Genomic DNA, 25,183 nt, shown 5'->3' on the forward strand with positions numbered 1-25,183 from the left:
GGTGTGTGTCCGATCCTTGAGAACTCAACAGCGTGTCAGTTTTTTGATGCCAAGTATTGTTTTGTTTGGCCACTGGTGCTTGTCGCCCCCCGCGGTGGGTGCTGGTGGTTTTTGTCAGGTTCTTGGCTCTCTTTTAGGGATCTAAGGGTTTTTATCGGAGAGTTTGATCCTGGCTCAGGACGAACGCTGGCGGCGTGCTTAACACATGCAAGTCGAACGATGAAGCCCAGCTTGCTGGGTGGATTAGTGGCGAACGGGTGAGTAACACGTGAGTAACCTGCCCTTTCCTCTGGGATAACTCCGGGAAACCGGTGCTAATACTGGATATGACTCCAACCTGCATGGGTATGGGGTGGAAAGATTTATCGGGATGGGATGGACTCGCGGCCTATCAGCTTGTTGGTGGGGTAATGGCCTACCAAGGCGACGACGGGTAGCCGGCCTGAGAGGGTGACCGGCCACACTGGGACTGAGACACGGCCCAGACTCCTACGGGAGGCAGCAGTGGGGAATATTGCACAATGGGCGAAAGCCTGATGCAGCGACGCCGCGTGAGGGATGACGGCCTTCGGGTTGTAAACCTCTTTCAGCTCTGACGAAGCTTTTGTGACGGTAGGAGCAGAAGAAGCACCGGCTAACTACGTGCCAGCAGCCGCGGTAATACGTAGGGTGCGAGCGTTGTCCGGAATTATTGGGCGTAAAGAGCTTGTAGGCGGTTTGTCGCGTCTGCTGTGAAATCCCGGGGCTTAACTCCGGGCTTGCAGTGGGTACGGGCAGGCTAGAGTGTGGTAGGGGAGACTGGAATTCCTGGTGTAGCGGTGGAATGCGCAGATATCAGGAGGAACACCGATGGCGAAGGCAGGTCTCTGGGCCACTACTGACGCTGAGAAGCGAAAGCGTGGGGAGCGAACAGGATTAGATACCCTGGTAGTCCACGCCGTAAACGTTGGGCGCTAGGTGTGGGTCCCATTCCACGGGGTCCGTGCCGCAGCTAACGCATTAAGCGCCCCGCCTGGGGAGTACGGCCGCAAGGCTAAAACTCAAAGGAATTGACGGGGGCCCGCACAAGCGGCGGAGCATGCGGATTAATTCGATGCAACGCGAAGAACCTTACCAAGGCTTGACATATACCGGAAACATCCAGAGATGGGTGCCCCGCAAGGTCGGTATACAGGTGGTGCATGGTTGTCGTCAGCTCGTGTCGTGAGATGTTGGGTTAAGTCCCGCAACGAGCGCAACCCTCGTTCTATGTTGCCAGCACGTGATGGTGGGGACTCATAGGAGACTGCCGGGGTCAACTCGGAGGAAGGTGGGGATGACGTCAAATCATCATGCCCCTTACGTCTTGGGCTTCACGCATGCTACAATGGCCGGTACAGAGGGCTGCGAAACCGTGAGGTGGAGCGAATCCCTTAAAGCTGGTCTCAGTTCGGATTGGGGTCTGCAACTCGACCCCATGAAGTCGGAGTCGCTAGTAATCGCAGATCAGCAACGCTGCGGTGAATACGTTCCCGGGCCTTGTACACACCGCCCGTCAAGTCACGAAAGTCGGTAACACCCGAAGCCGGTGGCCCAACCCTTGTGGAGGGAGCTGTCGAAGGTGGGACTGGTGATTGGGACTAAGTCGTAACAAGGTAGCCGTACCGGAAGGTGCGGCTGGATCACCTCCTTTCTAAGGAGCATCACGCCCCCCGGCTGTTTTGTCGGGTGGGTTTTGTGGCCTGCTGCGTGGGCGAGTGTCCCACGGTGGGTTGCTCTGGGTGGAACATCAAGATTCTGTCGCTGCCGCTGTTGGTGGTGGCCCGGTTGGTGAGTACGGCCTCTTTGGGGGTGGGGAAAGCTGGGGCTGTCGCTGGTGGGTGGTGGTGCTGACACGTTGTTGGGTCCTGAGGGATCGGGCCCCTTTGTCGTGGCTTCGTGGTGCCGGCTGTTGTGCTGGCCTGGGCGGGGTCGTGGAGGGGTTGGGTGTCTCTGGTTGTCCGGGGCCTTTGCTTGTTCCAGCTTGGTTGCTGGGGCCGGTGGGGGTTGGCCTGGTCGTATGTTGAGAACTGTACAGTGGACGCGAGCATCTTTGTGGCTTTTATGTTTTTAAGGGCGCACGGTGGATGCCTTGGCACCAGGAACCGAAGAAGGACGTAGGAATCTGCGATAAGCCTCGGGGAGTCGATAACCAGACATTGATCCGAGGATTTCCGAATGGGGAAACCCGGCTGGCTTCATCGCCAGTCACCCGCACCTGAATATATAGGGTGTGTGGAGGGAACGTGGGGAAGTGAAACATCTCAGTACCCACAGGAAGAGAAAACAACATGTGATTCCGTGAGTAGTGGCGAGCGAAAGTGGAAGAGGCTAAACCTTGTCTGTGTGATGACCTGTCAGGGGTTGCAGGCGAGGGGTTGTGGGAGTGTGTGTGCACGTGCTGACACGCGTGCGCGGAGTAAGAAATCGATGGTATAGGCGAAGGGTCTGGAAAGGCCTGGCGTAGACGGTGATACCCCGGTAGCTTAAATATTGTCGACTCCGTATCGCACCACCCAAGTAGTACGGGGCCCGAGAAATCCCGTACGAATCTGGCAGGACCACCTGCTAAGCCTAAATATTCCCTGGTGACCGATAGCGGACAAGTACCGTGAGGGAAAGGTGAAAAGTACCCCGGGAGGGGAGTGAAATAGTTCCTGAAACCGTGTGCCTACAATCCGTCGGAGCTGGACTGCGGTCTGGTGACGGCGTGCCTTTTGAAGAATGAGCCTGCGAGTTAGTGCTCAGTGGCGAGGTTAACCCGTGTGGGGTAGCCGTAGCGAAAGCGAGTCCGAACAGGGCGATCATAGTCGCTGGGTCTAGACCCGAAGCGGAGTGATCTACCCATGGCCAGGGTGAAGCGCGGGTAAGACCGCGTGGAGGCCCGAACCCACTTAGGTTGAAAACTGAGGGGATGAGCTGTGGGTAGGGGTGAAAGGCCAATCAAACTCCGTGATAGCTGGTTCTCCCCGAAATGCATTTAGGTGCAGCGTCATGTGTTTCTTGCCGGAGGTAGAGCTACTGGATGGCTGATGGGCCCCACCGGGTTACTGACGTCAGCCAAACTCCGAATGCCGGTAAGTGAGAGCATGGCAGTGAGACTGCGGGGGATAAGCTTCGTAGTCGAGAGGGAAACAGCCCAGATCATCAGCTAAGGTCCCTAAGCGTGTGCTAAGTGGGAAAGGATGTGGAGTTGCTGTGACAACCAGGAGGTTGGCTTAGAAGCAGCCACCCTTTAAAGAGTGCGTAATAGCTCACTGGTCAAGTGATTCCGCGCCGACAATGTAGCGGGGCTCAAGCACACCACCGAAGCTGTGGCAGTGACACTTTGCTCGGCCCACACTTGTGTGGGTCCAGGCGTGTTGCTGGGTAGGGGAGCGTCGTGTCGGCAGAGAAGCGCCCGAGTGATCGAGGTGTGGAGCCGACACGAGTGAGAATGCAGGCATGAGTAGCGAATGAAGAGTGAGAAACTCTTCCGCCGAATAACCAAGGGTTCCAGGGTCAAGCTAATCTGCCCTGGGTAAGTCGGGACCTAAGGCGAGGCCGACAGGCGTAGTCGATGGACATCCGGTTGATATTCCGGAACCGGCGAAGAACCGCCCAATACCGAATCATGTGATGCTAAACGCCCGAAGCCGTCGCATCCCCTTCACCTTCGGGTGGAGGTCGTGGCGGTCTAGCGCGTGACCCGAGCGTGTAGTAGGTAAGCGATGGAAGGACGCAGAAAGGTAGCCTCCGCGTGGCGATGGTTGTCCACGTCCAAGAGCGCAGGGCCGGGGAGAGGTAAATCCGCCCCATCAGTGCCTCAGGCTTGATAGTGACCGCGTATGCGGGAAGCAGGGCGATCCTATACTGCCAAGAAAAGTTTCTAGCGAGGTTCTAGCCGCCCGTACCCCAAACCGACTCAGGTGGTTAGGTAGAGAATACCAAGGCGATCGAGTGAATCGTGGTTAAGGAACTCGGCAAAATGCCCCCGTAACTTCGGGAGAAGGGGGGCCCGCGGCGTGAAACCCCTAGCGGGTTAGCGTCAAGGGCCGCAGAGACCAGGGAGAAGCGACTGTTTACTAAAAACACAGGTCCGTGCGAAGTCGAAAGACGATGTATACGGACTGACGCCTGCCCGGTGCTGGAACGTTAAGGGGACGGGTTAGCGCGCAAGCGCGAAGCTCAGAACTTAAGCGCCAGTAAACGGCGGTGGTAACTATAACCATCCTAAGGTAGCGAAATTCCTTGTCGGGTAAGTTCCGACCTGCACGAATGGCGTAACGACTTCTCCACTGTCTCAACCACGAACTCGGCGAAATTGCACTACGAGTAAAGATGCTCGTTACGCGCAGCAGGACGGAAAGACCCCGGGACCTTTACTATAGCTTGGTATTGGTGTTCGGTACGGCTTGTGTAGGATAGGTGGGAGACTGTGAAGCAGCCACGCCAGTGGTTGTGGAGTCAACGTTGAAATACCACTCTGGTCGTTCTGGATATCTAACCTCGGTCCGTGATCCGGATCAGGGACAGTGCCTGGTGGGTAGTTTAACTGGGGCGGTTGCCTCCTAAAAGGTAACGGAGGCGCCCAAAGGTTCCCTCAGCCTGGTTGGCAATCAGGTGTCGAGTGTAAGTGCACAAGGGAGCTTGACTGTGAGACAGACATGTCGAGCAGAGACGAAAGTCGGGACTAGTGACCCGACGGTGGCTTGTGGAAGCGCCGTCGCTCAACGGATAAAAGGTACCCCGGGGATAACAGGCTGATCCTGCCCAAGAGCTCATATCGACGGCATGGTTTGGCACCTCGATGTCGGCTCGTCGCATCCTGGGGCTGGAGTCGGTCCCAAGGGTTGGGCTGTTCGCCCATTAAAGCGGTACGCGAGCTGGGTTTAGAACGTCGTGAGACAGTTCGGTCCCTATCCGCTGCGCGCGTAGGAAACTTGAGGAGAGCTGTCCCTAGTACGAGAGGACCGGGATGGACGAACCACTGGTGTGTCAGTTGTCCTGCCAAGGGCACCGCTGATTAGCTACGTTCGGACGTGATAACCGCTGAAAGCATCTAAGCGGGAAGCACACTCCAAGATGAGGTTTCCATCACCCTTCGGGGTGGAGAGGCTCCCAGCTAGACTACTGGGTTGATAGGCCGGATGTGGAAGCACAGTAATGTGTGGAGCTGACCGGTACTAATAAGCCGACAACATAAAACAACAAAGATGTTACGCGTCCACTGTACGGTCTCTCGGGATACGAACACGCCCCCGGGCTAGATGTTCGAACAACTCGATAATGTTACGGCGGCCATAGCGTCAGGGAAACGCCCGGTCACATTCCGAACCCGGAAGCTAAGCCTGACAGCGCCGATGGTACTGCACTGGAGACGGTGTGGGAGAGTAGGACACCGCCGGACCACACTTCGCAAAGGCCCTGGTCGGAGAAATCTGACCAGGGCCTTTGTCATGCCCCGGGCGGAGAGGACTACGCTGCACCAATGTCGAGGACAGCACGACGGTGGCTGGTCGTCGCGGTGGTGGCCCTGCTCGTGGCCGTCGTCGCGCTGGCGATGTGGTTCGCCCGTGACGGGAGCGCCCCGGAGGGCGGGAGCGCGTCCGAGGACGGGAGCAGCGACGCAGGGCAGGTCGAGGATGAGCAGATGGACCAGCGGACGCTGGAGTCGCTCGTCCGTCCGGCGTCCCAGGGGCGGTTGACGGGGGAGCGCTTCTACTTCGTGCTGCCGGACCGGTTCGTCAACGGCGACCCTGGCAACGACCGAGGTGCAGCGGGGCAAGGGGCAGGACGGGAAGCGCACGGCTTCGACCCGACCGATGTGGGCTACTACCACGGTGGTGACCTGAAAGGCCTCCGGGACAACCTCGACTATCTCGAGGAGCTGGGTGTCACCGCGGTGTGGATGACGCCCGTGATGACCAACCGCGCGGTCCAGGGTGAGGGGAAGGACGCTAGCGCCGGCTACCACGGCTACTGGGTCACCGACTTCACCTCGGTCGACCCGCACCTGGGGACGCGGGCGGATCTGGAGGCCCTGGTCGAGGAGGCCCACGAGCGGGACATGAAGGTCTTCCTGGACATCATCACCAACCACACCGCGGACGTCATCGACTACGAGGAGGGGGAGTACGCCTACCGGCCTACGGGCGAGGATCCCTACACCCCCGTCTTCCGGGCGGAGGAGGACGGGTCCGTCAAGGCGCCGGAGTGGCTCAACGACCCGGAGCGCTACCACAACCGGGGCAACAGCACCTTCGAGGGAGAGTCGTCGATCCTGGGCGACTTCTCCGGCCTGGAAGACCTGGCCACCGAGCAGCCCGAGGTGGTGGAGGGGATGGTCGGGATCTACCAGGACTGGGTCGACGTCGGTGTCGACGGTTTCCGGATCGACACCGTCAAGCACGTGGACCTGGAGTTCTGGCAGGCGTTCGCACCGGCGCTGCTCGCCCACGCCGACGAGGTCGGCAATGAGGACTTCTTCATGTTCGGTGAGGTCTACGACGCCAGCCCGACGGCGATGAGCACCTACTCGACGGCGGGAGCACTGCCGGCCACCCTCGACTTCGGTTTCCAGGCCGCGGCCACCGAGTTCGTCAAGGGCGCACCGGCCAGCAGGCTGCAGCAGCTCTACGACGGGGACGACTGGTACACCGACGCCGACTCCGGGGCCGCAGGGCTTCCCACCTTCCTCGGCAACCACGACATGGGTCGTGCGGCCCACCTCTACGCACCTGCGGCGCTGCTGCACTCAGACCTCGCGGACCGTGTCGAGCTGGCGCACAGCCTGATGTTCCTGACCCGCGGCCAGCCGGTGGTCTACTACGGCGACGAGCAAGGGTTCGTCGGACGGGGCGGCGACAAGCAGGCCCGCCAGGACATGCTGCCCACCCAGGTCGAGGCCTGGGCGGCGCAGGAGGACGTCCACGGGGAGCCGCTGGGAGAGGAGGGCCACCTGGACCGGTCGGCCCCGCTCTACCAGCACATCGCCGAGCTGTCTCGTCTGCGGGAGGAGCATCCGGTGCTGGCCGAGGGCGCCCAGATCGTGCACCCGACCGCGCAGGCCCCCAGCGTCTTCGCCGCCAGCCGCGTCCTGATCGAGGACGGGATCGAGCACCTGGTCCTGGTCAACAACGGTGTCGAGGCCGCCGAGGTGCAGGTGCCCACGGCCAGCCCGGGTGCGGCCTTCGAGCTGCTCTGGGGCGAGGTCGCCAACCTCTCCGTAGCCGCCGATGGCCGCCTCACGGCGACGGTGCCCCCGCTGGGGGTGGTGCTGCTCAGGGCGGACCGGTCCGTGCCCGAGGTCGAGGACGTTCTCGACATCACCCTGGCCGCGCCGTCCCAGCTGCAGGGGCGGGCCCAGGTCATGGCGGAGGTCGGCGGAGGAGAAGGTCCGGCGCCGTTGGGGGAGGTGACCTTCCTGGCACGGGCCGCCGGCGAGGAGGACTGGACGCACCTGGGCACCGACGACGCCCCGCCCTACCGGGTATATCCGGTCGCCGACATGCTCCCCGAGGGGCAGCTCGAGCTCATGGCGGTGCTGCGACCGTGGCGGGGACCGCTGTCCTCGGCCACCTCGGTCACCGAGGTGATTCACGCCAAGGGTGCAGCAGCTCCGGCGGCTCCGGGCCAGCCCGCCCAGGTCGTCGCGGCAGGCACCTTCCAGGCGGTAGCCGGCTGCACCCAGGACTGGGACCCGGCCTGCGCGTCGACTGCACTGTCCTTCGACAAGGAGAGCTCGACGTGGTCGATCGACCTGGTGCTGCAGCCGGGTGACCACGAGTTCAAGATCGCCGTGGACGGCTCCTGGGACGAGAACTACGGGGCCGACGGGGTCCCCGACGGAGCCAACATCGCGCTGCCGTCCGGGGGTGCGGTGAGGGTGGTCTACGACCACGCCGACCACGTCATCACGGTCACCCCGGGGGACTGAGCAACAGACCCGGGGGTGGTGTGCCCGACACCGCGGTGCAGAAGGCAGGATGGGACCATGCAGCCCGTCACCGAGACCGATGCCGAGTCCCTGGGCCCCCGGGTGGGCATCCTCACCTCCGGCGGCGATTCGCCGGGCATGAATGCCGCGATCCGGGCCGTGGTGCGCACGACCCTGGGCCTGGGCGGCCAGCCCTATGCCGTGCTCGAGGGATGGCAGGGGGCCGTCCGCGGGGGGGACGGCGTCAAGGCCCTGGGCTGGGGCGACGTCAGCGCCATCCTGCACCGTGGAGGCACCGTCCTGGGCACGGCACGGTGCCCCGAGTTCCGTGAGCGTGCGGGCCTGCGCGCGGCGGCCCTCAACCTCGTGACGCACGGGATCGACCGTCTCGTGGTCATCGGTGGCGACGGCTCGTTGCGCGGCACCGAGGAGCTGAGGCAGGAGTGGCCGGGTCTGCTGGACGAGCTGGTCGCCTCCGGCGATCTTGCACCGGAGGTCCGCGACCGCCACCACGTCCTGCGCGTGGTCGGTCTGGTCGGCTCGATCGACAACGACATGGCCGGCACGGACATGACCATCGGCGCGGACACCGCCCTGCACCGGATCATGGCCGCCCTCGACGCCCTCACCTCCACGGCCGCCAGCCATCAGCGCACCTTCGTGGTGGAGGTCATGGGACGCCACTGCGGCTACCTGGCGCTCATGGCCGCGATCGCAGGAGGCTGCGACACGGTCCTGGTCCCCGAGGACCCGCCGGCCGACTCCTGGCGCGACGACCTGGTCGCGGGGCTGCAGCGTTCCCGGGCCACGGGCCAGCGCGACCTGCTCGTCATCGTCGCCGAGGGAGCCACCGACCGCCACGGGGTCCCGATCACCAGCGCCGACGTCGAGGCGGCGATCGGCGACCGCATGGGTGAGCGCGCGCGGGTCACCATCCTCGGCCACGTCCAGCGAGGAGGGCGGCCCTCGGCCTACGACCGCTGGATGCCGACCATGCTGGGCTTCGCCGCAGCCCGCGAGGTGGTCGCCGACGAGCACGGGGGTGTCTCCAGGATCGTCGGCGTGCGCCACAACCGCGTCAGCATCTCGTCCTTGACCTCGGCCGTGGAGGCCACCAACGCGGTCAAGCGCGCACTGGAGACCCAGGACTTCGAGTCGGCCCGGATCGCCCGGGGCCGCTCGTTCACGGCGCTCTCACGCCTGGTGGCAGGTCTGTCCGAGCCCCCCGCCGAGCCCACCGGGCCCCGGATCGCGGTGCTCCATGCGGGCGGGCTGGCGCCGGGGATGAATGCCGCCGTCCGCTCCCTGGTCCGCTTCGGGCAGCAGGAAGGTATGCGGATCCTCGGCGTGGAGGGCTCGCTCCACGGCCTCGTCGACGGGCGTGTCCGGGAGCTGGGGTGGGCGGAGGTCGACGACTGGGTCGGGATGGGCGGGGCCGTCCTGGGCACCCGCCGGACCATCGCGACGGAGGCCGACCTGCCGGCCATCGCGGAGGCGATCTCCGCGCACCAGATCGAGGCACTGGTCCTCGTCGGGGGCCTGGACGCCTACCGCACCGCCGCGGTCCTCGACCGTGGACGCCAGGAGCACCCAGGGTTGGCGATCCCGGTGGTCTGCCTGCCCGCCACGATCGACAACAACCTGCCCGGGGCCGAGCTGTCCATCGGTGCGGACACCGCGCTCAACACGGTGGTCGACGCGCTCGACAAGATCAGGACCTCCGCCTCCGCCACCAAGAGGTGCTTCGTGGCCGAGACCAAGGGCGGGGAGTGCGGCTACCTGACGCTGCTGTCCGGTCTGGCCGCCGGGGCCGAGCGGGTCCACCTGCCCGAGGACGAGCTGGCGCTGGCCGACCTGGCCGCCGACGCGACGCGGATGACGGAGTCCTTCAAGGCCGGGCGTCAGCTCTACCTGGTCCTTCGCAGCGAGGGCGCGGCCGAGCAGTACCCCACCGACTTCGCTGCCCGGATCTACGAGGAGGAGGGTGGGGACCTGTTCGACGTGCGCTGCAACATCCTGGGCCACGTCCAGGAGGGCGCGGACCCGACCCCCTTCGATCGCCTGCTCGCCACGCGGCTGGCCCGTGCCGCGCTGGACGAGCTGGGCCGCCAGCTGTTCGCGGGCGAGGCGACCGGGTGCTACCTCGGAGAGGTCGACGGCGGACTGCGCGTCACGCCGATCGGGCTCCTCGAGGAGCAGATGCACCCCGAGCAGGACCGGCCGCTGGACCAGTGGTGGATCCCGTTGCGCCGGATCGGCGGACTCGTGTCGGACTGGTTCGGGGACATCGACGAGGTCCAGCTGCCCATCCTCCACGACCCCGCGTGAGCCCAGGAGTGGCCGACGACACCCGGTCCGCCCGGGCGCACTGGCTCCGGCGCGACCTGCTCGCCCTGCCCGCCACCGCTCTGCCCCGCGGCGTGGCCGTGTCAGACCTCAGCTGGTGGCTGGAGGAGGTCCCCGACCCGGCCGGCGCGACGGCCGGGCCGACGGCCCATCCCCTCACCGTGGACGTCGCCGGCCTGCCGATGGACGTCCGGGCGGAGGTGCCCCACCTGGCCGGCTGCCTCGCGCTGCGTCTGGGCCCCGAGGCGGCGGGGTCGGCCGAGAAGATCCTGCTGGGCGGGATGCGCCTGGTCGCCCTCGACACCTCCGCGGACCCGGAGAGCGTCGTGCTCACGACGGGCGTCCAGATCCCGCACGTGCTCGACGACCTCTACGCCGGCGCGCCCGACCGTGATTACGGGGTGACCTGGGCCGGCGACGAACCGGGCGGCCGGGTGCCCCGCGTGACGGTCTGGGCCCCCACCGCACTCGAGGTCGAGCTCCTCCTGTGGGAGGGGATCCCGCCGGAGGACCAGCAGCGCTCCTGGGCTCCCGCCGGCGACCCGGTCCGGCACCGGATGACCCGCGACGCCGATGGGGTCTGGTCGGTCACCGGACAGCCAGGGTGGCGGGACCGGTGCTACCAGTTCGAGCTGACGCTGCACCACCCGGCGGCCGGGAAGGTCGTCCAGGTCCGGAGCACCGATCCCTGGTCGGTAGGACTGGCCATCGACTCGACCCACTCGGTCCTCGTCGACCTCGAGGACCCGCGATGGGCACCGGAGGAGTGGCTCGCCACGCCGGCGCCTGCGCTGTCGCACCCGGTCGACCAGGCCATCTACGAGCTGCACGTGCGGGACTTCTCCCGCGACGACCCGCTGGTCCCCGAGGAGCTGCGCGGCAGCTATCGCGCCTTCGCCGTCGAGGGTCACGGCCGGAGCCATCTGCGGCGGCTCGCCGAGGCGGGGCTCACCACGGTCCATCTCCTCCCGCTCTTCGACCTGACCTCGGTGGAGGAGGACCCCGAGCTGCAGGAGTCCCCGGACCCGGCAGAGCTTCATACCCTCAGCGCAGAGGACCCGGCCGGCACCGAGCAGCAGCGCCTGGTGCGGGCGGCCGCGCTGCGGGACGCCTTCAACTGGGGCTACGACCCTTGGCACTTCATGGCTCCCGAGGGCTCCTACGCCGCGCCTGCCGGGGCCGCGCACGGGGGCCGCCGCGTGGCGCAGGTGCGGGAGATGGTGGGCGCGCTGCACGGCACGGGGCTGCGCGTGGTGCTCGACCAGGTCTACAACCACACCACTGACTCCGGCCTCGGGCGGGCTTCGGTCCTGGACCGCGTGGTGCCCGGCTACTACCACCGGCTGGGTCCGGAGGGGAGGGTCGAGACCTCGACCTGCTGCCAGAATCTGGCCACCGAGCACCGGATGGGGCACAAGCTCATGGTCGACGCCTGCGTCCTCTGGGTCCGCCACTACCGCGTCGACGGTTTCCGCTTCGACCTCATGGGACATCACAGCCGGGCGAACCTGGAGGCGGTCCGGGCGGCGCTCGACGAGCTCACGCTGGAGGAGCACGGCGTCGACGGTGCCGGCGTGACGCTCTACGGCGAAGGCTGGAACTTCGGTGAGGTCGCCGACGACGCGCGCTTCCACCAAGCGGTCCAGGGTCAGCTGGCCGGGACCGGCATCGGCACCTTCAACGACCGGATCAGGGACGCGGTGCGGGGTGGCAGCGTGCACGACGACGACCCTCGCACCGGCCTGGGCTTCGCCACCGGCGCGGTCGAGCCGCTCCAGACCGACCTGCTCCAGGTGGGGCTGGGCGGTGGGCTCGCCGAGCTGCGCCTGGTCTCGCAGGAGACCGGCCGCGTGGTCAGCGGACGCACGGTGCGCTACGGCGATGCGCCGGGTGGCTACGCGTCGGAGCCGGTGGAGGTGGTCAACTACGTCGACGCGCACGACAACGAGACCTTGTGGGACACCCTGCTGCTCAAGCTTCCGCTCCACACCCCGATGAGCGAGCGGATCCGCCGCAACACCCTGGCGCTGGCCACGGTCACGCTCTCGCAGGGCATCTCGTTCTGGCACGCCGGCGCCGAGATCCTGCGGAGCAAGAGCCTGGACCGCAACAGCTATGCGTCCGGCGACTGGTTCAACCTGCTGGATCTCACCCTGCAGCACAACGGCTTCGGGCGTGGCCTGCCCCCGCGGCCCGACAACGGACGACGGTGGCCGGTGCTGGCCGAGGTGCTCTCGGCCCCCGGGCTCGCGCCCGCCCCCGAGGACATCTCCACCGCCTTCGGGCAGGCACTGGATCTGCTCCGGCTGCGCCGGGACCTGCCGCTGCTCCGGCTGGGCAGCGCGGACCGGATCCTCGACCAGCTCAGCTTCCCCGTGTCCGGCACCGTGCACGGCCGGCCGGAGACGGTCGTGATGCTCGTGGAGGATCTCGCTGCGCCGTTCGTCGACGGCGACCACTCCGGGCTGCTGCTGGTGCTCAACGCAGGTGCGGCTGCCGTGGACCAGGTGGTTCCCCCGCTGCGGGACCAGCACTGGGAGCTGTCGGCGGTCCAGCGCGAGGGGGCGGACCCCGTCGTGCGGGAGACCCAGTGGGATCGGGAGCGCGGGACCGTGCACGTGCCGGCGCTGACCGCGGCGGTGCTGGTCAGGCCCCGGTAGCGCGGGACCGCCCCACCGGCAACGCACAGGTGTAGACGACGACCCGCTTGGCCTGGGGGTTGCCCTGGCCGACGCGGCGGTAGCGATCCAGCACCTCGAGCAGCTCGGCCCGCATGGCCGTGGCCTGCTCCGCCGTCACCTGCACCGTGTGGTCCTCCAGGCCGCACACCTCGCGCCAGGACTGCTCCCAGTCGGCCCGGTCCTCCAGCCAACCGCGGGCCCGGTCCCCGAAGTGCGCCAGGTAGTCCAGGGCCAGCCAGTCGGCGGCCTGCGCGTCGTCCTCGTCGACCGGCTCGTCGTCGATCCCCCCGCGGATGACGGAGCGGTCGGGGGAGGGGGTCGCCCGCCAGAGGCGGCGACGTCCCGAGCCCTCACCCGTGTCCTCGACCAGGCCGACCTCCTCGAGGCGGCGGAGGTGGTATGAGGTAGCGCCGGTGTTCGTCTCGAGCGCGGCCGCCAGCTCGGTCGCCGTGGCCCGGCCATGGACCCGCAGCTCGGCAAGCAGCCTGCTGCGCATGGGGTGGGCCAGGGTCCGGAGGGCCTCGCGATCGGCGGTCATGAGTTCTGAAGCACCGAGTCCCGGGTGGAGTCCGCGGTGGCCGTCTCCGGGTTGGCCGCGATCAGGGCGTTGATCCACCGTGCCTGGGGGTCGGCGTCGACCAGGATGGCCTTGACCAGGAGGGTCGCGGGCAGGGCGAGCAGCGCGCCCACCGGGCCCAGGACCCAGGCCCACACGATCAGGGACAGGAAGGTGACCGTGGTGTTGACGCCGACCGCGTCCCCGGTGAACTTGGGCTGGATGATGGTCTGCACCACGAAGTTGAGGGCCGCGTAGATCACCAGGACCAGCAGGGCGTTGATCGGGCCGTTGGCCAGCAGCGCCATCAGCGTGGGCGGCACGAGCCCGATGACGAACCCGACGTTGGGGATGTAGTTGGTGATGAAGGCGAGCACGCCCCAGGCGAGGGCCAGCGGCACGCCCAGGATGACCAGCGCCACCACGTCAAGGATGGCCACGATCAGGCCGAAGACGGTGGTGACGACCCAGTAGCGTCGGACGCCGTCGCCGAACGCGTTCAGCGCGTTCGCCAGACGCGGGTGCTGCCCACGGACGAGCTCCATCCGCCGGTCACCGGTGAGCGAGTCGACCATGAGGAAGAAGATGACGATCGCGGCCGTGGTCAGCAGACCGAGGATGCCGCCGACGTTGCCGAGCACCCCGCCCAGGGCGCTGATGATCCGCTCGGGGTTGAGCGCATTCTTCAGCTGCTCCACCAGGGCGTCCTCGCCGACCCCGAAGCGGGCCAGCAGCGCCAGCCCCTGGTCGTAGAGGTCCTCCAGCTGCGTGCGATAGGCCGGCAGCTCCTGGACCATCTTGGCGATGGACCAGCCGAGCGCCCAGAAGAACCCGACCAGGAAGGCGAAGACGGCCGTGCCGGTCACCACCGCAGCCAGGGGGCGGGGGACCCCGCGCCGGGTGAGCCAGGTCTGGAGCGGGAAGGCGGCCAGCACCAGGTTCAGGGCCAGGAAGACGGGAGCGATGTAGGAGCGCAGCTCGTGGATGCCCATGAGCACGCCGAAGGCCAGGGCCAGACCGAGCAGGACGAGCACGCCCCGGGGCATGCGCGAGACGCCGGTGGCGGCGTCGCGCCGACCAGCCTCACCGCCACCATCCGTGCGGGATACTGCGCGAGGCCCGGTGCCGGGGGAGCGGGGACGGGTGGAACGTAGCGGGGCGATGACGGGCATGGGTGTCCTTCACTGTCGGAGTGCCGGGGACCAGACTAGGGCAGGACGCGGCAATGCACAGAAGTTTTGCACACTAGGAGTGCATTTGGCTCCTCCGGAGCCGATAAAGTGCCCTTGACCTGCACGTATGCGAGGTTTGGGCGAGTGCACCAGGGTCGGTAAACTAGAACAGTTGCCCACCCATCCGACTACGAAGGTTTGAGCGCACGTGCGTACTTTCAGCCCCAAGCCCGGTGACATCACGCGCACCTGGCACATCATCGATGCCGAGGACGTCGTCCTGGGTCGCCTCGCGTCCCAGGCCGCGATCCTCCTCCGCGGCAAGCACAAGACCATCTTCGCCCCGCACATGGACACCGGTGACTTCGTCATCATCGTCAACGCGGACAAGGTGGCCCTGACCGGCGCCAAGCTGGCCAACAAGAAGGCCTACCGCCACTCCGGCTACCCCGGCGGTCTGCGCGCGGTCTCCTACGAGCAGATGCTCGAGCAGCACCCGACCCGCGCGGTCGAGAAGGCCATCCGCGGCATGCTCCCCAAGAACGCCCTCGGCCGGGCCCAGCTCAAGAAGCTCAAGGTCTACGCCGGCTCCGAGCACCCCCACGCGGCCCAGCAGCCGGTCCCGTTCGAGATCTCCCAGGTCGCGCAGTAAGGAATTTGGCAGATGACTGACACCACCAACTTCGACGTCGAGTCGGACGAGTTCGACGAGAACGCCGTCTCCGAGTACACCACCGAGTCCTCCGCCGCCCCCGAGGCCGCCCCGCGCCCGACCGCGTCGGCCCCCGGCGCCGGGACCGGCCGTCGCAAGCAGGCCGTGGCCCGCGTGCGCATCGTCCCTGGCACCGGTGAGTGGAAGATCAACGGTCGCACCCTCGAGGACTACTTCCCCAACAAGGTGCACCAGCAGATCGTCAACGAGCCCCTGACCGTCCTGGAGCTGGACGGCGCCTACGACGTCCTCGTCCGTGTGCACGGCGGTGGCCCCTCCGGCCAGGCCGGTGCGGTCCGCCTGGGCGTGGCCCGTTCGCTGAACGGCGTCGACGTGGAGCTCAACCGTCCCGCCCTGAAGAAGGCCGGTCTGCTCACCCGTGACGCCCGCGTCCCCGAGCGCAAGAAGGCTGGTCTGAAGAAGGCCCGCAAGGCGCCGCAGTACAGCAAGCGCTGATCGCTCGTCGAGACGGGATCGACTCGACCTCAGCAGGACCGAAGGCCCCGTGGAGCACTGCTCCACGGGGCCTTCGGCCATCCACGACGGTGCGTCAGCCGGTCAGCGCATCGAGATGTCGTCGATGAGGAACGAGGTCGCCAGCGCGCTGTCCTCGGCGGCGATGAAGCGCAGGGTCACCGTCTTGCCCGCGAAGGCGTTCAGGCTGACGCTGCGCTGCACGTAGCCGGTGGACTTGTGCAGGTTCGACCAGGTGCCCAGGACGGTGGTGGTGCCGTTGCTGACCACCTGGACCTGCATCCGGTCGTAGGCCGTGCTGGTCGTGGTCTCGGCGGTGGCCACCCGCATCCAGAAGTCCAGGGTCGCCCCGCCGGAGGGGACGGTCACCTGCTGCTCGATGCGCTCGGTCCGGGTCTGGCCGTAGCCGACCAGCCAGGCCTTGTTGACCCCGGACCGGGCCGCGTAGCCGCCCGGGCCGATGCTGCCGGTGTCACCGGTCCAGCCGGTCGTCCCGCTCTCGAAGCCGCCGTTGGTCACCCCGGTGCCCGGCGTGGGCTCCGGGTCGGGCACCGGCGTCGTCCCGCCGCCGGTCAGGCCCGGGGTGTAGAGCAGCTTGTTGGGCGAGCCGCTGCCCAGCCGGCTCAGCCGACCGGTGGTGGAGGCACCATCGATGGCGGCGGACACCTGCGCGGGCGAGGCATTCGGGTTCTTCTCCAGGTAGAGGGCCGCGGCCCCCGCCACGTGCGGGGAGGCCATCGAGGTGCCGGAGATGGTGTTGGTCGCGGAGGTCGAGGTGTGCCACGCCGAGGTGATGGATGATCCGGGCGCGTAGATGTCGACGCACGAACCCCAGTTGGAGAAGTCGGACTGCGCGTCGCTGCTCGTGGTCGAGCCCACCGTGATCGCCGCACCGGCCCGGGCGGGAGAGACGTTGCACGCGTTCTGGCTCTCGTTGCCGGCGGCCACCACCACGGTGACGCCACGCGCGACCATCCGGTCCACCGCCGCGTCCGTCGCGGTGGAGGCGCCCCCGCCCAGGCTCATGTTGGCCACCGCCGGCCGGGTGGCGTTGTTGGCGACCCAGTCCATCCCCGCGATCACGCCGGAGTTGGCGCCTCGGCCGTCGCAGCCCAGGACGCGGACGGGGACCAGCGTGGTCTTCTTGGCGACGCCGTAGCGCGTGCCGCCCACGGTGCCAGCCACGTGGGTCCCGTGCCCGTTGCAGTCGGTGGATCCGCGGCCGTCGTTGATCGCGGTGAACCCGGAGGCCGTGCGACCTGCGAACTCGCCGTGGCTGGTCAGGATGCCGGTGTCGATGATGTAGCTGCGGACGCCCTGGCCGGTGGCGTCGTAGGTATAGCTGCCGTTCAACGGGAGCGCTCGCTGGTCGACCCGGTCCAGGCCCCAGGTGGCGCCGCTCTGGGTGTCGCTGACGCTGACGATGCCGTCCTCCTGGACGAAGGCGACGTCCGGATCGTTGCGCAGCTCCTCGACCTGGGCGGCGGTGAGCGTGGCGGAGAAGCCGCCCAGGGCCGAGTAGGTGTGCTTGACCTTCATGCCTTTGCCCTTGGCGGCCTTGGCCTTCTTCTCGGTCGCGGCCGCGACCGCTGCATGAGCCCGCGCGGAGGCCTTCTCGCTCGGGCCGGCCTTGGCCGCGGCGGGAGTCTCGAGCATGACGATGTAGGAGCCGGCCACGGCGTCGTCGGCCTTCAGCAGCGGGGCAGGGACCGACCGGCTGGAGGAGACGGAACCCTCGAGAGGGTCTTGGGGAGCGGCCCCGGAGGGGGCGCTCAGGCCCGCGGTCAGGGTCAGACCGGCGAGGGCGGCAAGCGTGCGTCGAGCGGTGCGGTGCATGCGGTTCTCCTTGGGGATGGGCCCGGCACGTCGTCGTGCCGGTGAAGGAAACTGTTGCGCCGCGGAGGGGTCCGTGGGGAGGACTTGGACAAACCTGTACGCACTCTTGACCCGTTCTTGACCGGTTGCAGAAGAGGCCTTGACCTGCTGCAGGAGAGGTCTTGACCTTCCGGTGGTGTGAGCACGTCCGGACGGGCCGGCGGACGTGGCTCGGGGCCCGGCCGGAAGGGTTTCTTCCGACCGGGCCCCGGTCAAGGGAGAGTCGTCGTGGTCAGGGGATCATGGCGTCTCGTCGGCAGCGCCCACGTAGAGCAGCAGGTTGGGCGAGGAGGGGTCGGTGCCCTGGACCTTGTCCGGCGTGGCGTCGGAAGTCACCGCGGCGACCACCTCGGAGGGGCCGGCGTCCGGGTTGGCGCCCAGGAACAGCGCGGCCGCGCCGGCGGCGTGCGGGGACGCCATGGAGGTGCCGGAGATGGTGTTGGTCTCCTCCGGAGAGCCGATCCAGGCGGAGGTGATGTCACTGCCAGGAGCGAAGAGGTCGAGGCAGGTCCCCCAGTTGGAGAACCCGGACTGGTCGTCGGTCTCGGTGGTGGAGCCCACGGTGATCGCCGACTCGGCCCGCGCCGGGGAGACGTTGCAGGCGTCCTGGCTCTCGTTGCCGGCCGCGACCGCCACGGTCACGCCTGAGGCCACCATGCGGTCGACGGCGGCGTCGGTGGCCTCGGACGCGGGGCCGCCCAGGCTCATGTTGGCGACCGAGGGTCCGTCCGCGTTCTCCGCGACCCAGTCCATGCCGGCGATGACGCCGGAGGTGGACCCGGAGCCGTCGCAGCCGAGGACCCGGACCGGCACGACGCTCGCGCCCGGGGCCACGCCGTAGGTGGAGCCCGCGACGGTGCCGGCGACGTGGGTGCCGTGACCCTGGCAGTCGTTGGTGCCCTCGCCGTCCTCGATCGCGCTGAAGCCCTCGCCGGTGCGGCCCTCGAACTCCGAGTGCTCGGCGTAGACGCCGGTGTCGATGATGTATGCGGTCACACCGTCACCGGTCGTGGGGCTGGTGTAGCTGCCGTCCAGGGGCAGGTCCCGCTGGTCGATCCGGTCCAGTCCCCAGCTGGAGGCCGCGGCAACCTCGATCGGGGTGGCGGTCATGATGGTGTCCCGCTCGACGCTGGCCACGTCCGGGTCCTTCGCGAGGTCGGCGGCCTGGTCGGCGCTCAGCTCCGCGGAGTAGCCACCCAGGGTCTCGTAGGTGTGCTCCACGTCGATGCCGGCCTCCTCGGCCTGGCTCACCTTGCGCTGCGTCTCACCGGCGATGGTGACCTTCGCGGAGGTGGAAAGTCGGTCCCCCTGGGCGGCCGTCATGGCCGTGGTCTCCAGCATCACGATGTAGGTGCCCTCGGCCTCGGCGCCGGCAGCGCCGCTGTCGGCGGCCATGGCGGGGGCCACGAGACCACCGGTCAGGGCCAGACCGGCCAGGCCGGCGAGGGTCTTGCTACGGGAGTGCTGCATGTGGATTTCTCCTTGTGGTTGAACTGCCGCCACAGCTCTTGCGGCGACATCTCCACCCATGCACACCGGAATGGTCCGAGGGAAGCCGAGACCGGCAAAATGCCACGATCAGAACCGAACCCTGACTACTCCTTGGTAACTTCTTGACCCTTGCTTGGGGCAGACTTGGGGAAGGTCACAGACACCACCCAGGGCGAGCGCGCTGCCCGCCCCCGCGGCCGGTCGCGCCGGTCATGCGTAGGTAGGTGGGGCATACTCACGGGTGGCCCAACCGTGGACGACGAGGAGAAGACATGGCACGACTGTTCGGCACCGACGGGGTGCGCGGGCTGGCCAACAAGGACATCACCGCCGAGTTGGCGCTGGACCTGAGCGTGGCCGTGGCCCACGAGATGGGCGGCCAGGGCGCCTTCGGCGGCAAGCGGGCCACGGCCGTCGTCGGTCGCGATCCTCGCGCCTCCGGGGAGTTCCTCTCCTCCGCGGTGATGGCCGGCTTCGCCTCCGCCGGCGTGGACGTCCTGGACGCCGGGGTGCTCCCGACGCCGGCGATCGCCTATCTGGTCTCGCGGATGAGCGCCGAGATGGGGGCCATGCTCTCGGCCTCGCACAACGCCATGCCGGACAACGGGCTCAAGTTCTTCGCGCGTGGCGGCCACAAGCTGGCCGACGAGATCGAGGACCGCATCTCCGAGCGGCTCGGCGGCGAGTGGGAGCGGCCGACCGGGGCGGCCGTCGGGCGCATCCGGCCCTTCCCCCGGGGCGCGGAGTTCTACATCGACCACCTGCTCACCTCGGTGCCCGGACGCCTCGACGGCCTGCGCATCGTCATCGACGCGGCCCACGGCGCAGCCTCGGCCGTGGGGCCCGAGGCCTTCCGGCGTGCCGGGGCGACGGTCGATGTCATCGGCGGGGACCCGGACGGCCTCAACATCAACGATGGAGCAGGGTCCACCCACCTGGAGCACCTCCAGGAGGCCGTGCGCCTGCGGGGCGCCGACATGGGTGTGGCCTTCGACGGCGACGCCGACCGTTGCCTGGCGGTCGACGCCAACGGTGAAGAGATCGACGGCGACCAGATCATGGCCATCCTGGCCGTCGCGATGCACGAGCGGGGCCAGCTCCACGACGACACCCTCGTCGCCACCGTGATGAGCAACCTCGGTCTCATCCAGGCGATGGAGCGTGAGGGCATCACGGTCGTCCAGACGGCCGTCGGGGACCGCTACGTCCTGGAGGAGATGCGGGCCAAGGGCTACAGCCTCGGTGGCGAGCAGTCCGGCCACGTCATCCTGCTGGACCACGGCACCACGGGCGACGGCGTGCTGACCGCGCTTGCGCTGGCCCAGCGGGTGGTCTCCTCAGGCACCCCGCTGCACGAGCTGGCCGGCGTCATGAAGCGTCTTCCGCAGGTCCTCATCAACGTCAAGGGTGTCGACAAGACCCGCGTCGAGGGTGACGAAGGTGTCCAGGCCGAGGTGGCCCGTGTCACCGAGGAGCTGGGAGCGGACGGCCGCGTGCTGCTGCGGAAGTCCGGCACCGAACCCGTCGTGCGGGTCATGGTCGAGGCGGACACCCAGGAGCGCGCCCAGGGCTTTGCCGACGCGCTCGCGGCCGTGGTCAAGGAGCGGCTCGCCCTCTGAGCTGGACGTCCCGGGCCTCCCGGGAGAGGGATCGCGGCCCCGTCAGCTCTCGGACGCGGCCGCGTCCCGTGCCTCGGCCAGCTGGGCCTCGATGTCGGCGACGAAGGCCTCGATCTCCTCGATGCCGTTGACCGGGCCTCCGGCGGTGAGACCGTCGGCACCCAGGAGGACGGCACCCGGGCTGGCACCCACCTCGAGGGCCTCGTAGACCCGGTGCCCCGGGTCCCACCAGATCCCCGGAACTCCGCTCGGGGCGGCTCCCTCGTCGAAGGGGCGTGGGCCGAAGACCATCTGCACGTCCAGCTCGGGCAGCTGCTCGCGCCAGGCGGGGAGCCGGTCGAGGGCGGCGTGCGTGGGGCCGCACCAGCAGTTGACCAGGATCAGGAGCTGGGCCCGTGCACGGGGGAGCGTCTGCAGCTCCACGGCCTGTCCGTCCCGACCGATCAGGATCCCACGGGGCACCGGCCGGCGCACGTAGTCGAGCTCCTCCTGCGCATCCTCGGCCCCCTGCCCTGCGCCTGCGTGCTCGTGGGGCGGGCCACCGGCCTGGCGCCGCGTCGCACGACGGGACGGAGACGGCATACCGGAGGTCCCCAGGATGAGGACCGCCACGGTGGCGGTCGCCACGGCCAGGAGGAGCCAGAGCCAGTCGTTGCCGGCGAAGGCGGTCACGAGGCTGGTCGCGGCCACGCGACGGAGCGCGATCCACCCCGCGACGAGCGCGAGCGCGACCAGGAGGGTGTTGCGCCACAGGGTCCGTGCGTTGATCCGGTGGTCGCCGATGCGTCCGAAGCACCCGCAGGTGGGGCGCGGGTCGAAGGTCATGGCCCGCGCCACGACGACCCAGAACGCGACGAACAGGCCCAGCGCGGCGGCGGCGCCGAGGGCGTAGGCCGGCCACCACGGGGTCAGCAGGAGGGCGGCCACGGCGAGCTCGCCCCAGGGCAGGGCGCGGGCGACCCATCGCTGCGTGAGGGGCGCGGGCAGACGGAGCAGCCGGAGGACGCTGTGCGTCGATGTGGTGTCGCGCATCTTGGCCAGGCCGCTGAGGACCAGCACGGCGGCCAGGACCAGGGGAGCCAGCACGAGGGCGTTCTGCATCGCTCCAGATTACGTGACCGGGGACTCAGATGATCTGGGAGAGCAGCCCGGTGTCGACGTCGTAGAGGAAGCCGCCGACCTCGGCCCGCCCCTGGATCAGCGGGTGGCTGGTCAGGGTGCGGACGTCCTCGGCGAGGGCCACCTTCTGGTCGGGCACGACGTTGAAGTGCTGCCACCAGGCGTCCTGGCCCGACTTCGCGCTGACCTTCTCGCGCAGCTCGTTCTGGGTGCTGGAGGCCATCGCGCACTTGGTGTGCGGCACCACCAGGATGCGGTTGACGTTGAGCAGGTGCACGCCCAGCACCAGCGCCTCCAGGGCCGCCTCGGTGACCCGACCTCCCGGGTTGCGGAAGATCTTGGCGTCACCGTGGGTCAGGCCCAGCATCTGCAGCGGCTCGATGCGGGAGTCCATGCAGGTCACGATCGCCACGCCGGCGCGGGCGATGCCGTCGAAACCGGTCAGCTCGCTGCGGGCGGCATAGTCGGCGTTGGCGGCCAGCAGGTCGTCGAAGGGGGAGCTCATCCGCGGGCCTCCACCTGGGCCCTCGTCGGGATGGTGGTGCCCAGCGGGGTGGTGACATCGGCGAAGAAGTCGTTGCCCTTGTCGTCCACGACGATGAACGCCGGGAAGTCCTCGACCTCGATCTTCCAGACGGCCTCCATGCCCAGCTCTTCGTACTCCAGGACCGAGACGTCCTTGATGCAGTCCTGCGCGAGCCGCGCGGCGGGGCCACCGATCGAGCCGAGGTAGAAGCCACCGTGGCTGGCGCACGCGTCGGTCACCTGCTGGCTGCGGTTGCCCTTGGCCAGCATCACCTTGGAGCCCCCGGCGGCCTGGAACTGCTCGACATAGCTGTCCATCCGCCCGGCCGTGGTCGGACCGAAGCTGCCCGACGGCATACCCTCCGGGGTCTTGGCGGGGCCGGCGTAGTAGACGGGGTGGTTGCGCAGGTAGTCCGGCATCTCCTCGCCGGCATCGAGGCGCTCCTTGATCTTGGCGTGGGCCAGGTCGCGGGCCACGACGAGCGGGCCGGTGAGGCTGACGCGGGTCTTGACCGGGTGCCTGCTCAGCTCCGCCAGGATGTCGTCCATCGGCTGCGTCAGGTCGATGCGCACCGTGGCGCCCTTGCCGGTGCCGGTGACGCCGTGCGACTCCTTGTCCAGCTCGGCGTCCACCTCGTCGGGAAGGAACCGTGCCGGGTCCGTCTCGAGCTGCTCGATGAAGACGCCCTCCGGCGTGATCTTGGCCAGGGCCTGACGGTCGGCCGAGCAGGACACCGCGATCGCCACGGGCAGCGAGGCGCCGTGCCGCGGCAGCCGGATCACGCGCACGTCGTGGCAGAAGTACTTGCCGCCGAACTGGGCGCCGATCCCGAAGTCGCGGGTCAGCTGGTGCACCTGGGCCTCCAGCTCGGGGTCGCGGATGGCGTGGCCGGCCATCGTGCCCTCGGTCGGGAGAGAGTCCAGATAGCGGGCCGAGGCGTACTTCGCGGTCTTGAGCGCGAACTCCGCGGAGGTGCCGCCGATGACGATCGCCAGGTGGTAGGGCGGGCAGGCGGCCGTGCCCAGGCTGCGCAGCTTCTCGTCCAGGAAGGACATCAGCCGCTCGGGGTTCAGGATGGCTTTGGTCTCCTGGTAGAGGAAGGACTTGTTGGCCGACCCGCCGCCCTTGGCCATGAAGAGGAACTTGTAGGCCGTCTCGTGCCCGGGCGCGGTGTCGGCGTAGAGCTCGACCTGGGCGGGCAGGTTGGAGCCGGTGTTCTTCTCCTCCCACGTGGTCAGGGGCGCCATCTGGGAGTAGCGCAGGTTCAGCGTCGTGTAGGCGTCGAAGATGCCCCGGCTGAGCGCCTCCTCGTCGTCGCCCTGCGTCAGCACGTGCTGACCGCGCTTGCCCATGACGATCGCGGTGCCCGTGTCCTGGCACATCGGCAGCACGCCCCCGGCCGCGATGTTGGCGTTCTTGAGCAGGTCCAGGGCGACGAACTTGTCGTTGTTGCTCGCCTCGGGGTCGTCCAGGATGTTCCGCAGCTGCTGCAGGTGCCCGGGGCGCAGGTAGTGGGCGATGTCGTGCATCGCGGTCTCGCTCAGCAGGCGCAGCGCCGCCGGCTCCACCTGCAGGAAGGTCCGCCCGTCTGGGCCCTCTACGGTGCTGACGCCCTCGGTGGTCACCAGGCGGTAGGGGGTCTGGTCCTCCCCGAGGGGAAGCATGTCGCTGTATCGGAACTCCGGCGCGCTCGTCATGGCCACCAGCCTAGTCCTGCGTCGCGGCCCCCAGGTCGGCGCGGGTGGGTGCGGCGGCGCCCGCCCGCCCGACGGTCCAGGAGGCGGTCGCGACGGCCCGGTCCAGGGCGGGGGAGAGGCCCTCGGGCGTCGCTGCGAAGAGGCGCTCGCGGGCCGCCGGTGAGCCCAGGAAGTCCCCGTCCGCGAGCCCGGAGAGCAGCCCGGACATGAACGAGTCGCCCGCACCCACGGTGTCCACGACGGGCACCGTGCGCGAGGGGAGCTCGAACCACATACCGGAGCGAGGCAGGTGGAGCAGGGGCCCGTCGGGGCCACGGGTCAGCAGCACCAAGCACGGGCCCAGCCGGCCCCACTCGCGCAGCACGTCGCCCGGCTCGGCGCCCGGGTAGAGCCACTCGACGTCCTCCAGGCTCGCCTTGACCACGTCGCTGCGTCCGACGCACTCTTCGATCCTGCCCCGGATGTCCTCGGGGCGACCCATGATGCCGGGGCGGCAGTTGGGGTCGTAGGACACCGTGGCCCCGAACCGGGCCCGCGCCATCAGGTCCACCCCCTGACCTCCGCCGGGCTCCAGGGTGGCGGCCACGGACCCGGTGTGGAGGTGTCCGACGCCGTCGAGGTCCTGCGGGGCGAGGTCCCAGGCGAGGTCGAAGTCGTAGTCCGCCACGCCGTCCGGGTCCAGCCGGGCGGTCGCCGTCGGGGTGCGCGGCGCCCGGTCGGACCCGGGGGTGAGGCGGACGCCGGAGCGGGCCAGGTGGTCCCTCACCCGATCTCCCCTCGGGTCCTTTCCGAGGTATGCGGTGAGGCGGCTCGGGTGCCCGAGCGCGGCCAGGCCGATGGCCACGTTGGCGGGGGAGCCGCCGACGAACTCCTGGGGGCCGGGCTTGTCGGTCCGCCCCGCCACGTCGTGCCAGGGGACGACGACGTCGACCAGCGCTTCGCCGACCGTCAGGAAGGCGGGCCTGGAGGGCTCGGTCAC

At 68.2% G+C, this 25,183-nt stretch carries 14 protein-coding genes and 3 rRNA genes; 9 read left to right on the forward strand and 8 right to left on the reverse strand.

From position 1 onward, the window contains the following. Nucleotides 1-151 precede the first annotated feature (151 nt). The 6 genes from ACTMMA_RS15200 (at nt 152) to pulA (ending at nt 12,942) form a co-directional block, all read left to right on the forward strand. Nucleotides 152-1,672 (forward strand): 16S ribosomal RNA (locus ACTMMA_RS15200). Between the two features lie 406 nt (nt 1,673-2,078). Continuing rightward, nucleotides 2,079-5,207, forward strand: a 23S ribosomal RNA gene (locus tag ACTMMA_RS15205). 83 nt (nt 5,208-5,290) lie between these two features. Then, nucleotides 5,291-5,407, forward strand: a 5S ribosomal RNA gene (rrf, locus tag ACTMMA_RS15210). Together the 16S, 23S and 5S rRNA genes form the textbook arrangement of a ribosomal RNA operon. Before the next feature lie 81 nt (nt 5,408-5,488). Next, nucleotides 5,489-7,936: an alpha-amylase family glycosyl hydrolase gene (locus ACTMMA_RS15215; protein ID WP_441190966.1), complete on the forward strand. Its 2,448-nt coding sequence runs from the start codon at nt 5,489-5,491 to the stop codon at nt 7,934-7,936. Between the two features lie 57 nt (nt 7,937-7,993). Beyond that, entirely contained in the window at nt 7,994-10,264 is a 2,271-nt protein-coding gene (locus ACTMMA_RS15220) for a 6-phosphofructokinase (protein ID WP_441190967.1), read from the forward strand. Next, nucleotides 10,261-12,942: a pullulanase-type alpha-1,6-glucosidase gene (pulA, locus tag ACTMMA_RS15225; protein ID WP_441190968.1), complete on the forward strand. Its 2,682-nt coding sequence runs from the start codon at nt 10,261-10,263 to the stop codon at nt 12,940-12,942. The genes ACTMMA_RS15220 and pulA overlap by 4 nt, the downstream gene beginning before the upstream one ends. Here the strand turns inward: pulA and ACTMMA_RS15230 are convergent. Together ACTMMA_RS15230 and ACTMMA_RS15235 are read right to left on the reverse strand one after the other, a co-directional pair. Further along, complete coding sequence (locus ACTMMA_RS15230) at nt 12,929-13,501, reverse strand: helix-turn-helix domain-containing protein (RefSeq protein ID WP_441190969.1); 573 nt, start codon at nt 13,499-13,501, stop codon at nt 12,929-12,931. The two genes, pulA and ACTMMA_RS15230, sit on opposite strands and share 14 nt — an antisense overlap. Beyond that, on the reverse strand, nt 13,498-14,691 hold the full coding sequence (locus tag ACTMMA_RS15235) for an AI-2E family transporter (protein ID WP_441190970.1): 1,194 nt from the start codon (nt 14,689-14,691) through the stop codon (nt 13,498-13,500). The genes ACTMMA_RS15230 and ACTMMA_RS15235 overlap by 4 nt, the downstream gene beginning before the upstream one ends. 208 nt (nt 14,692-14,899) lie before the next feature. Here ACTMMA_RS15235 and rplM point away from each other — a divergent pair, with 208 nt between their 5' ends. Next, entirely contained in the window at nt 14,900-15,343 is a 444-nt protein-coding gene (gene rplM, locus ACTMMA_RS15240) for a 50S ribosomal protein L13 (RefSeq protein ID WP_441190971.1), read from the forward strand. A gap of 12 nt (nt 15,344-15,355) precedes the next feature. After that, entirely contained in the window at nt 15,356-15,859 is a 504-nt protein-coding gene (gene rpsI / locus ACTMMA_RS15245; protein WP_441190972.1) for a 30S ribosomal protein S9, read from the forward strand. A gap of 102 nt (nt 15,860-15,961) precedes the next feature. On the opposite strand, the gene ACTMMA_RS15250 is transcribed toward rpsI, so the two are convergent. Together ACTMMA_RS15250 and ACTMMA_RS15255 are read right to left on the reverse strand one after the other, a co-directional pair. After that, the gene (locus ACTMMA_RS15250; RefSeq protein WP_441190973.1) at nt 15,962-17,713 is read right to left on the reverse strand and encodes a S8 family peptidase; all 1,752 of its coding nucleotides are present in this window, start codon (nt 17,711-17,713) and stop codon (nt 15,962-15,964) included. Nucleotides 17,714-17,992: 279 nt separating this feature from the next. Continuing rightward, entirely contained in the window at nt 17,993-19,222 is a 1,230-nt protein-coding gene (locus ACTMMA_RS15255; protein WP_441190974.1) for a S8 family peptidase, read from the reverse strand. A gap of 293 nt (nt 19,223-19,515) precedes the next feature. On the opposite strand from ACTMMA_RS15255, the gene glmM reads away from it, so the two are divergent. Continuing rightward, entirely contained in the window at nt 19,516-20,862 is a 1,347-nt protein-coding gene (glmM, locus tag ACTMMA_RS15260; RefSeq protein WP_441190975.1) for a phosphoglucosamine mutase, read from the forward strand. 42 nt (nt 20,863-20,904) lie between these two features. On the opposite strand, the gene ACTMMA_RS15265 is transcribed toward glmM, so the two are convergent. Genes ACTMMA_RS15265 through ACTMMA_RS15280 form a run of 4 tightly spaced genes read right to left on the reverse strand, consistent with a single transcriptional unit; the run spans nt 20,905 to nt 25,183 of the window. Next, nucleotides 20,905-21,963, reverse strand: a complete 1,059-nt coding sequence (locus tag ACTMMA_RS15265) for a MauE/DoxX family redox-associated membrane protein (protein WP_441190976.1) — start codon at nt 21,961-21,963, stop codon at nt 20,905-20,907. Between the two features lie 25 nt (nt 21,964-21,988). Beyond that, complete coding sequence (locus ACTMMA_RS15270) at nt 21,989-22,486, reverse strand: beta-class carbonic anhydrase (protein WP_441190977.1); 498 nt, start codon at nt 22,484-22,486, stop codon at nt 21,989-21,991. Then, nucleotides 22,483-24,204 carry a fumarate hydratase gene (locus ACTMMA_RS15275; RefSeq protein ID WP_441190978.1) on the reverse strand — a complete coding sequence of 574 codons (1,722 nt, stop codon included), beginning with the start codon at nt 24,202-24,204 and terminating at the stop codon, nt 22,483-22,485. The genes ACTMMA_RS15270 and ACTMMA_RS15275 overlap by 4 nt, the downstream gene beginning before the upstream one ends. A gap of 10 nt (nt 24,205-24,214) precedes the next feature. Next, nucleotides 24,215-25,183, reverse strand: a complete 969-nt coding sequence (locus ACTMMA_RS15280; protein ID WP_441190979.1) for a carbohydrate kinase family protein — start codon at nt 25,181-25,183, stop codon at nt 24,215-24,217.

This window comes from Ornithinimicrobium panacihumi (assembly GCF_052073805.1).
In the GTDB taxonomy this organism is placed as follows: Bacteria; Actinomycetota; Actinomycetes; order Actinomycetales; family Dermatophilaceae; genus Ornithinicoccus; species Ornithinicoccus panacihumi.

What these genes read in the sequence shown, in the direction of transcription:
- ACTMMA_RS15215 (WP_441190966.1), top strand. Translation starts at nt 5,489, where the DNA reads ATGTCGAGGACAGCACGACGGTGGCTGGTCGTCGCGGTGGTGGCCCTG.
- ACTMMA_RS15265 (WP_441190976.1), bottom strand. Translation starts at nt 21,963, where the DNA reads ATGCAGAACGCCCTCGTGCTGGCTCCCCTGGTCCTGGCCGCCGTGCTG.
- rpsI (WP_441190972.1), top strand. Translation starts at nt 15,356, where the DNA reads ATGACTGACACCACCAACTTCGACGTCGAGTCGGACGAGTTCGACGAG.
- ACTMMA_RS15230 (WP_441190969.1), bottom strand. Translation starts at nt 13,501, where the DNA reads ATGACCGCCGATCGCGAGGCCCTCCGGACCCTGGCCCACCCCATGCGC.
- ACTMMA_RS15250 (WP_441190973.1), bottom strand. Translation starts at nt 17,713, where the DNA reads ATGCACCGCACCGCTCGACGCACGCTTGCCGCCCTCGCCGGTCTGACC.
- ACTMMA_RS15255 (WP_441190974.1), bottom strand. Translation starts at nt 19,222, where the DNA reads ATGCAGCACTCCCGTAGCAAGACCCTCGCCGGCCTGGCCGGTCTGGCC.
- ACTMMA_RS15235 (WP_441190970.1), bottom strand. Translation starts at nt 14,691, where the DNA reads ATGCCCGTCATCGCCCCGCTACGTTCCACCCGTCCCCGCTCCCCCGGC.
- ACTMMA_RS15275 (WP_441190978.1), bottom strand. Translation starts at nt 24,204, where the DNA reads ATGACGAGCGCGCCGGAGTTCCGATACAGCGACATGCTTCCCCTCGGG.
- ACTMMA_RS15220 (WP_441190967.1), top strand. Translation starts at nt 7,994, where the DNA reads ATGCAGCCCGTCACCGAGACCGATGCCGAGTCCCTGGGCCCCCGGGTG.
- glmM (WP_441190975.1), top strand. Translation starts at nt 19,516, where the DNA reads ATGGCACGACTGTTCGGCACCGACGGGGTGCGCGGGCTGGCCAACAAG.
- ACTMMA_RS15270 (WP_441190977.1), bottom strand. Translation starts at nt 22,486, where the DNA reads ATGAGCTCCCCCTTCGACGACCTGCTGGCCGCCAACGCCGACTATGCC.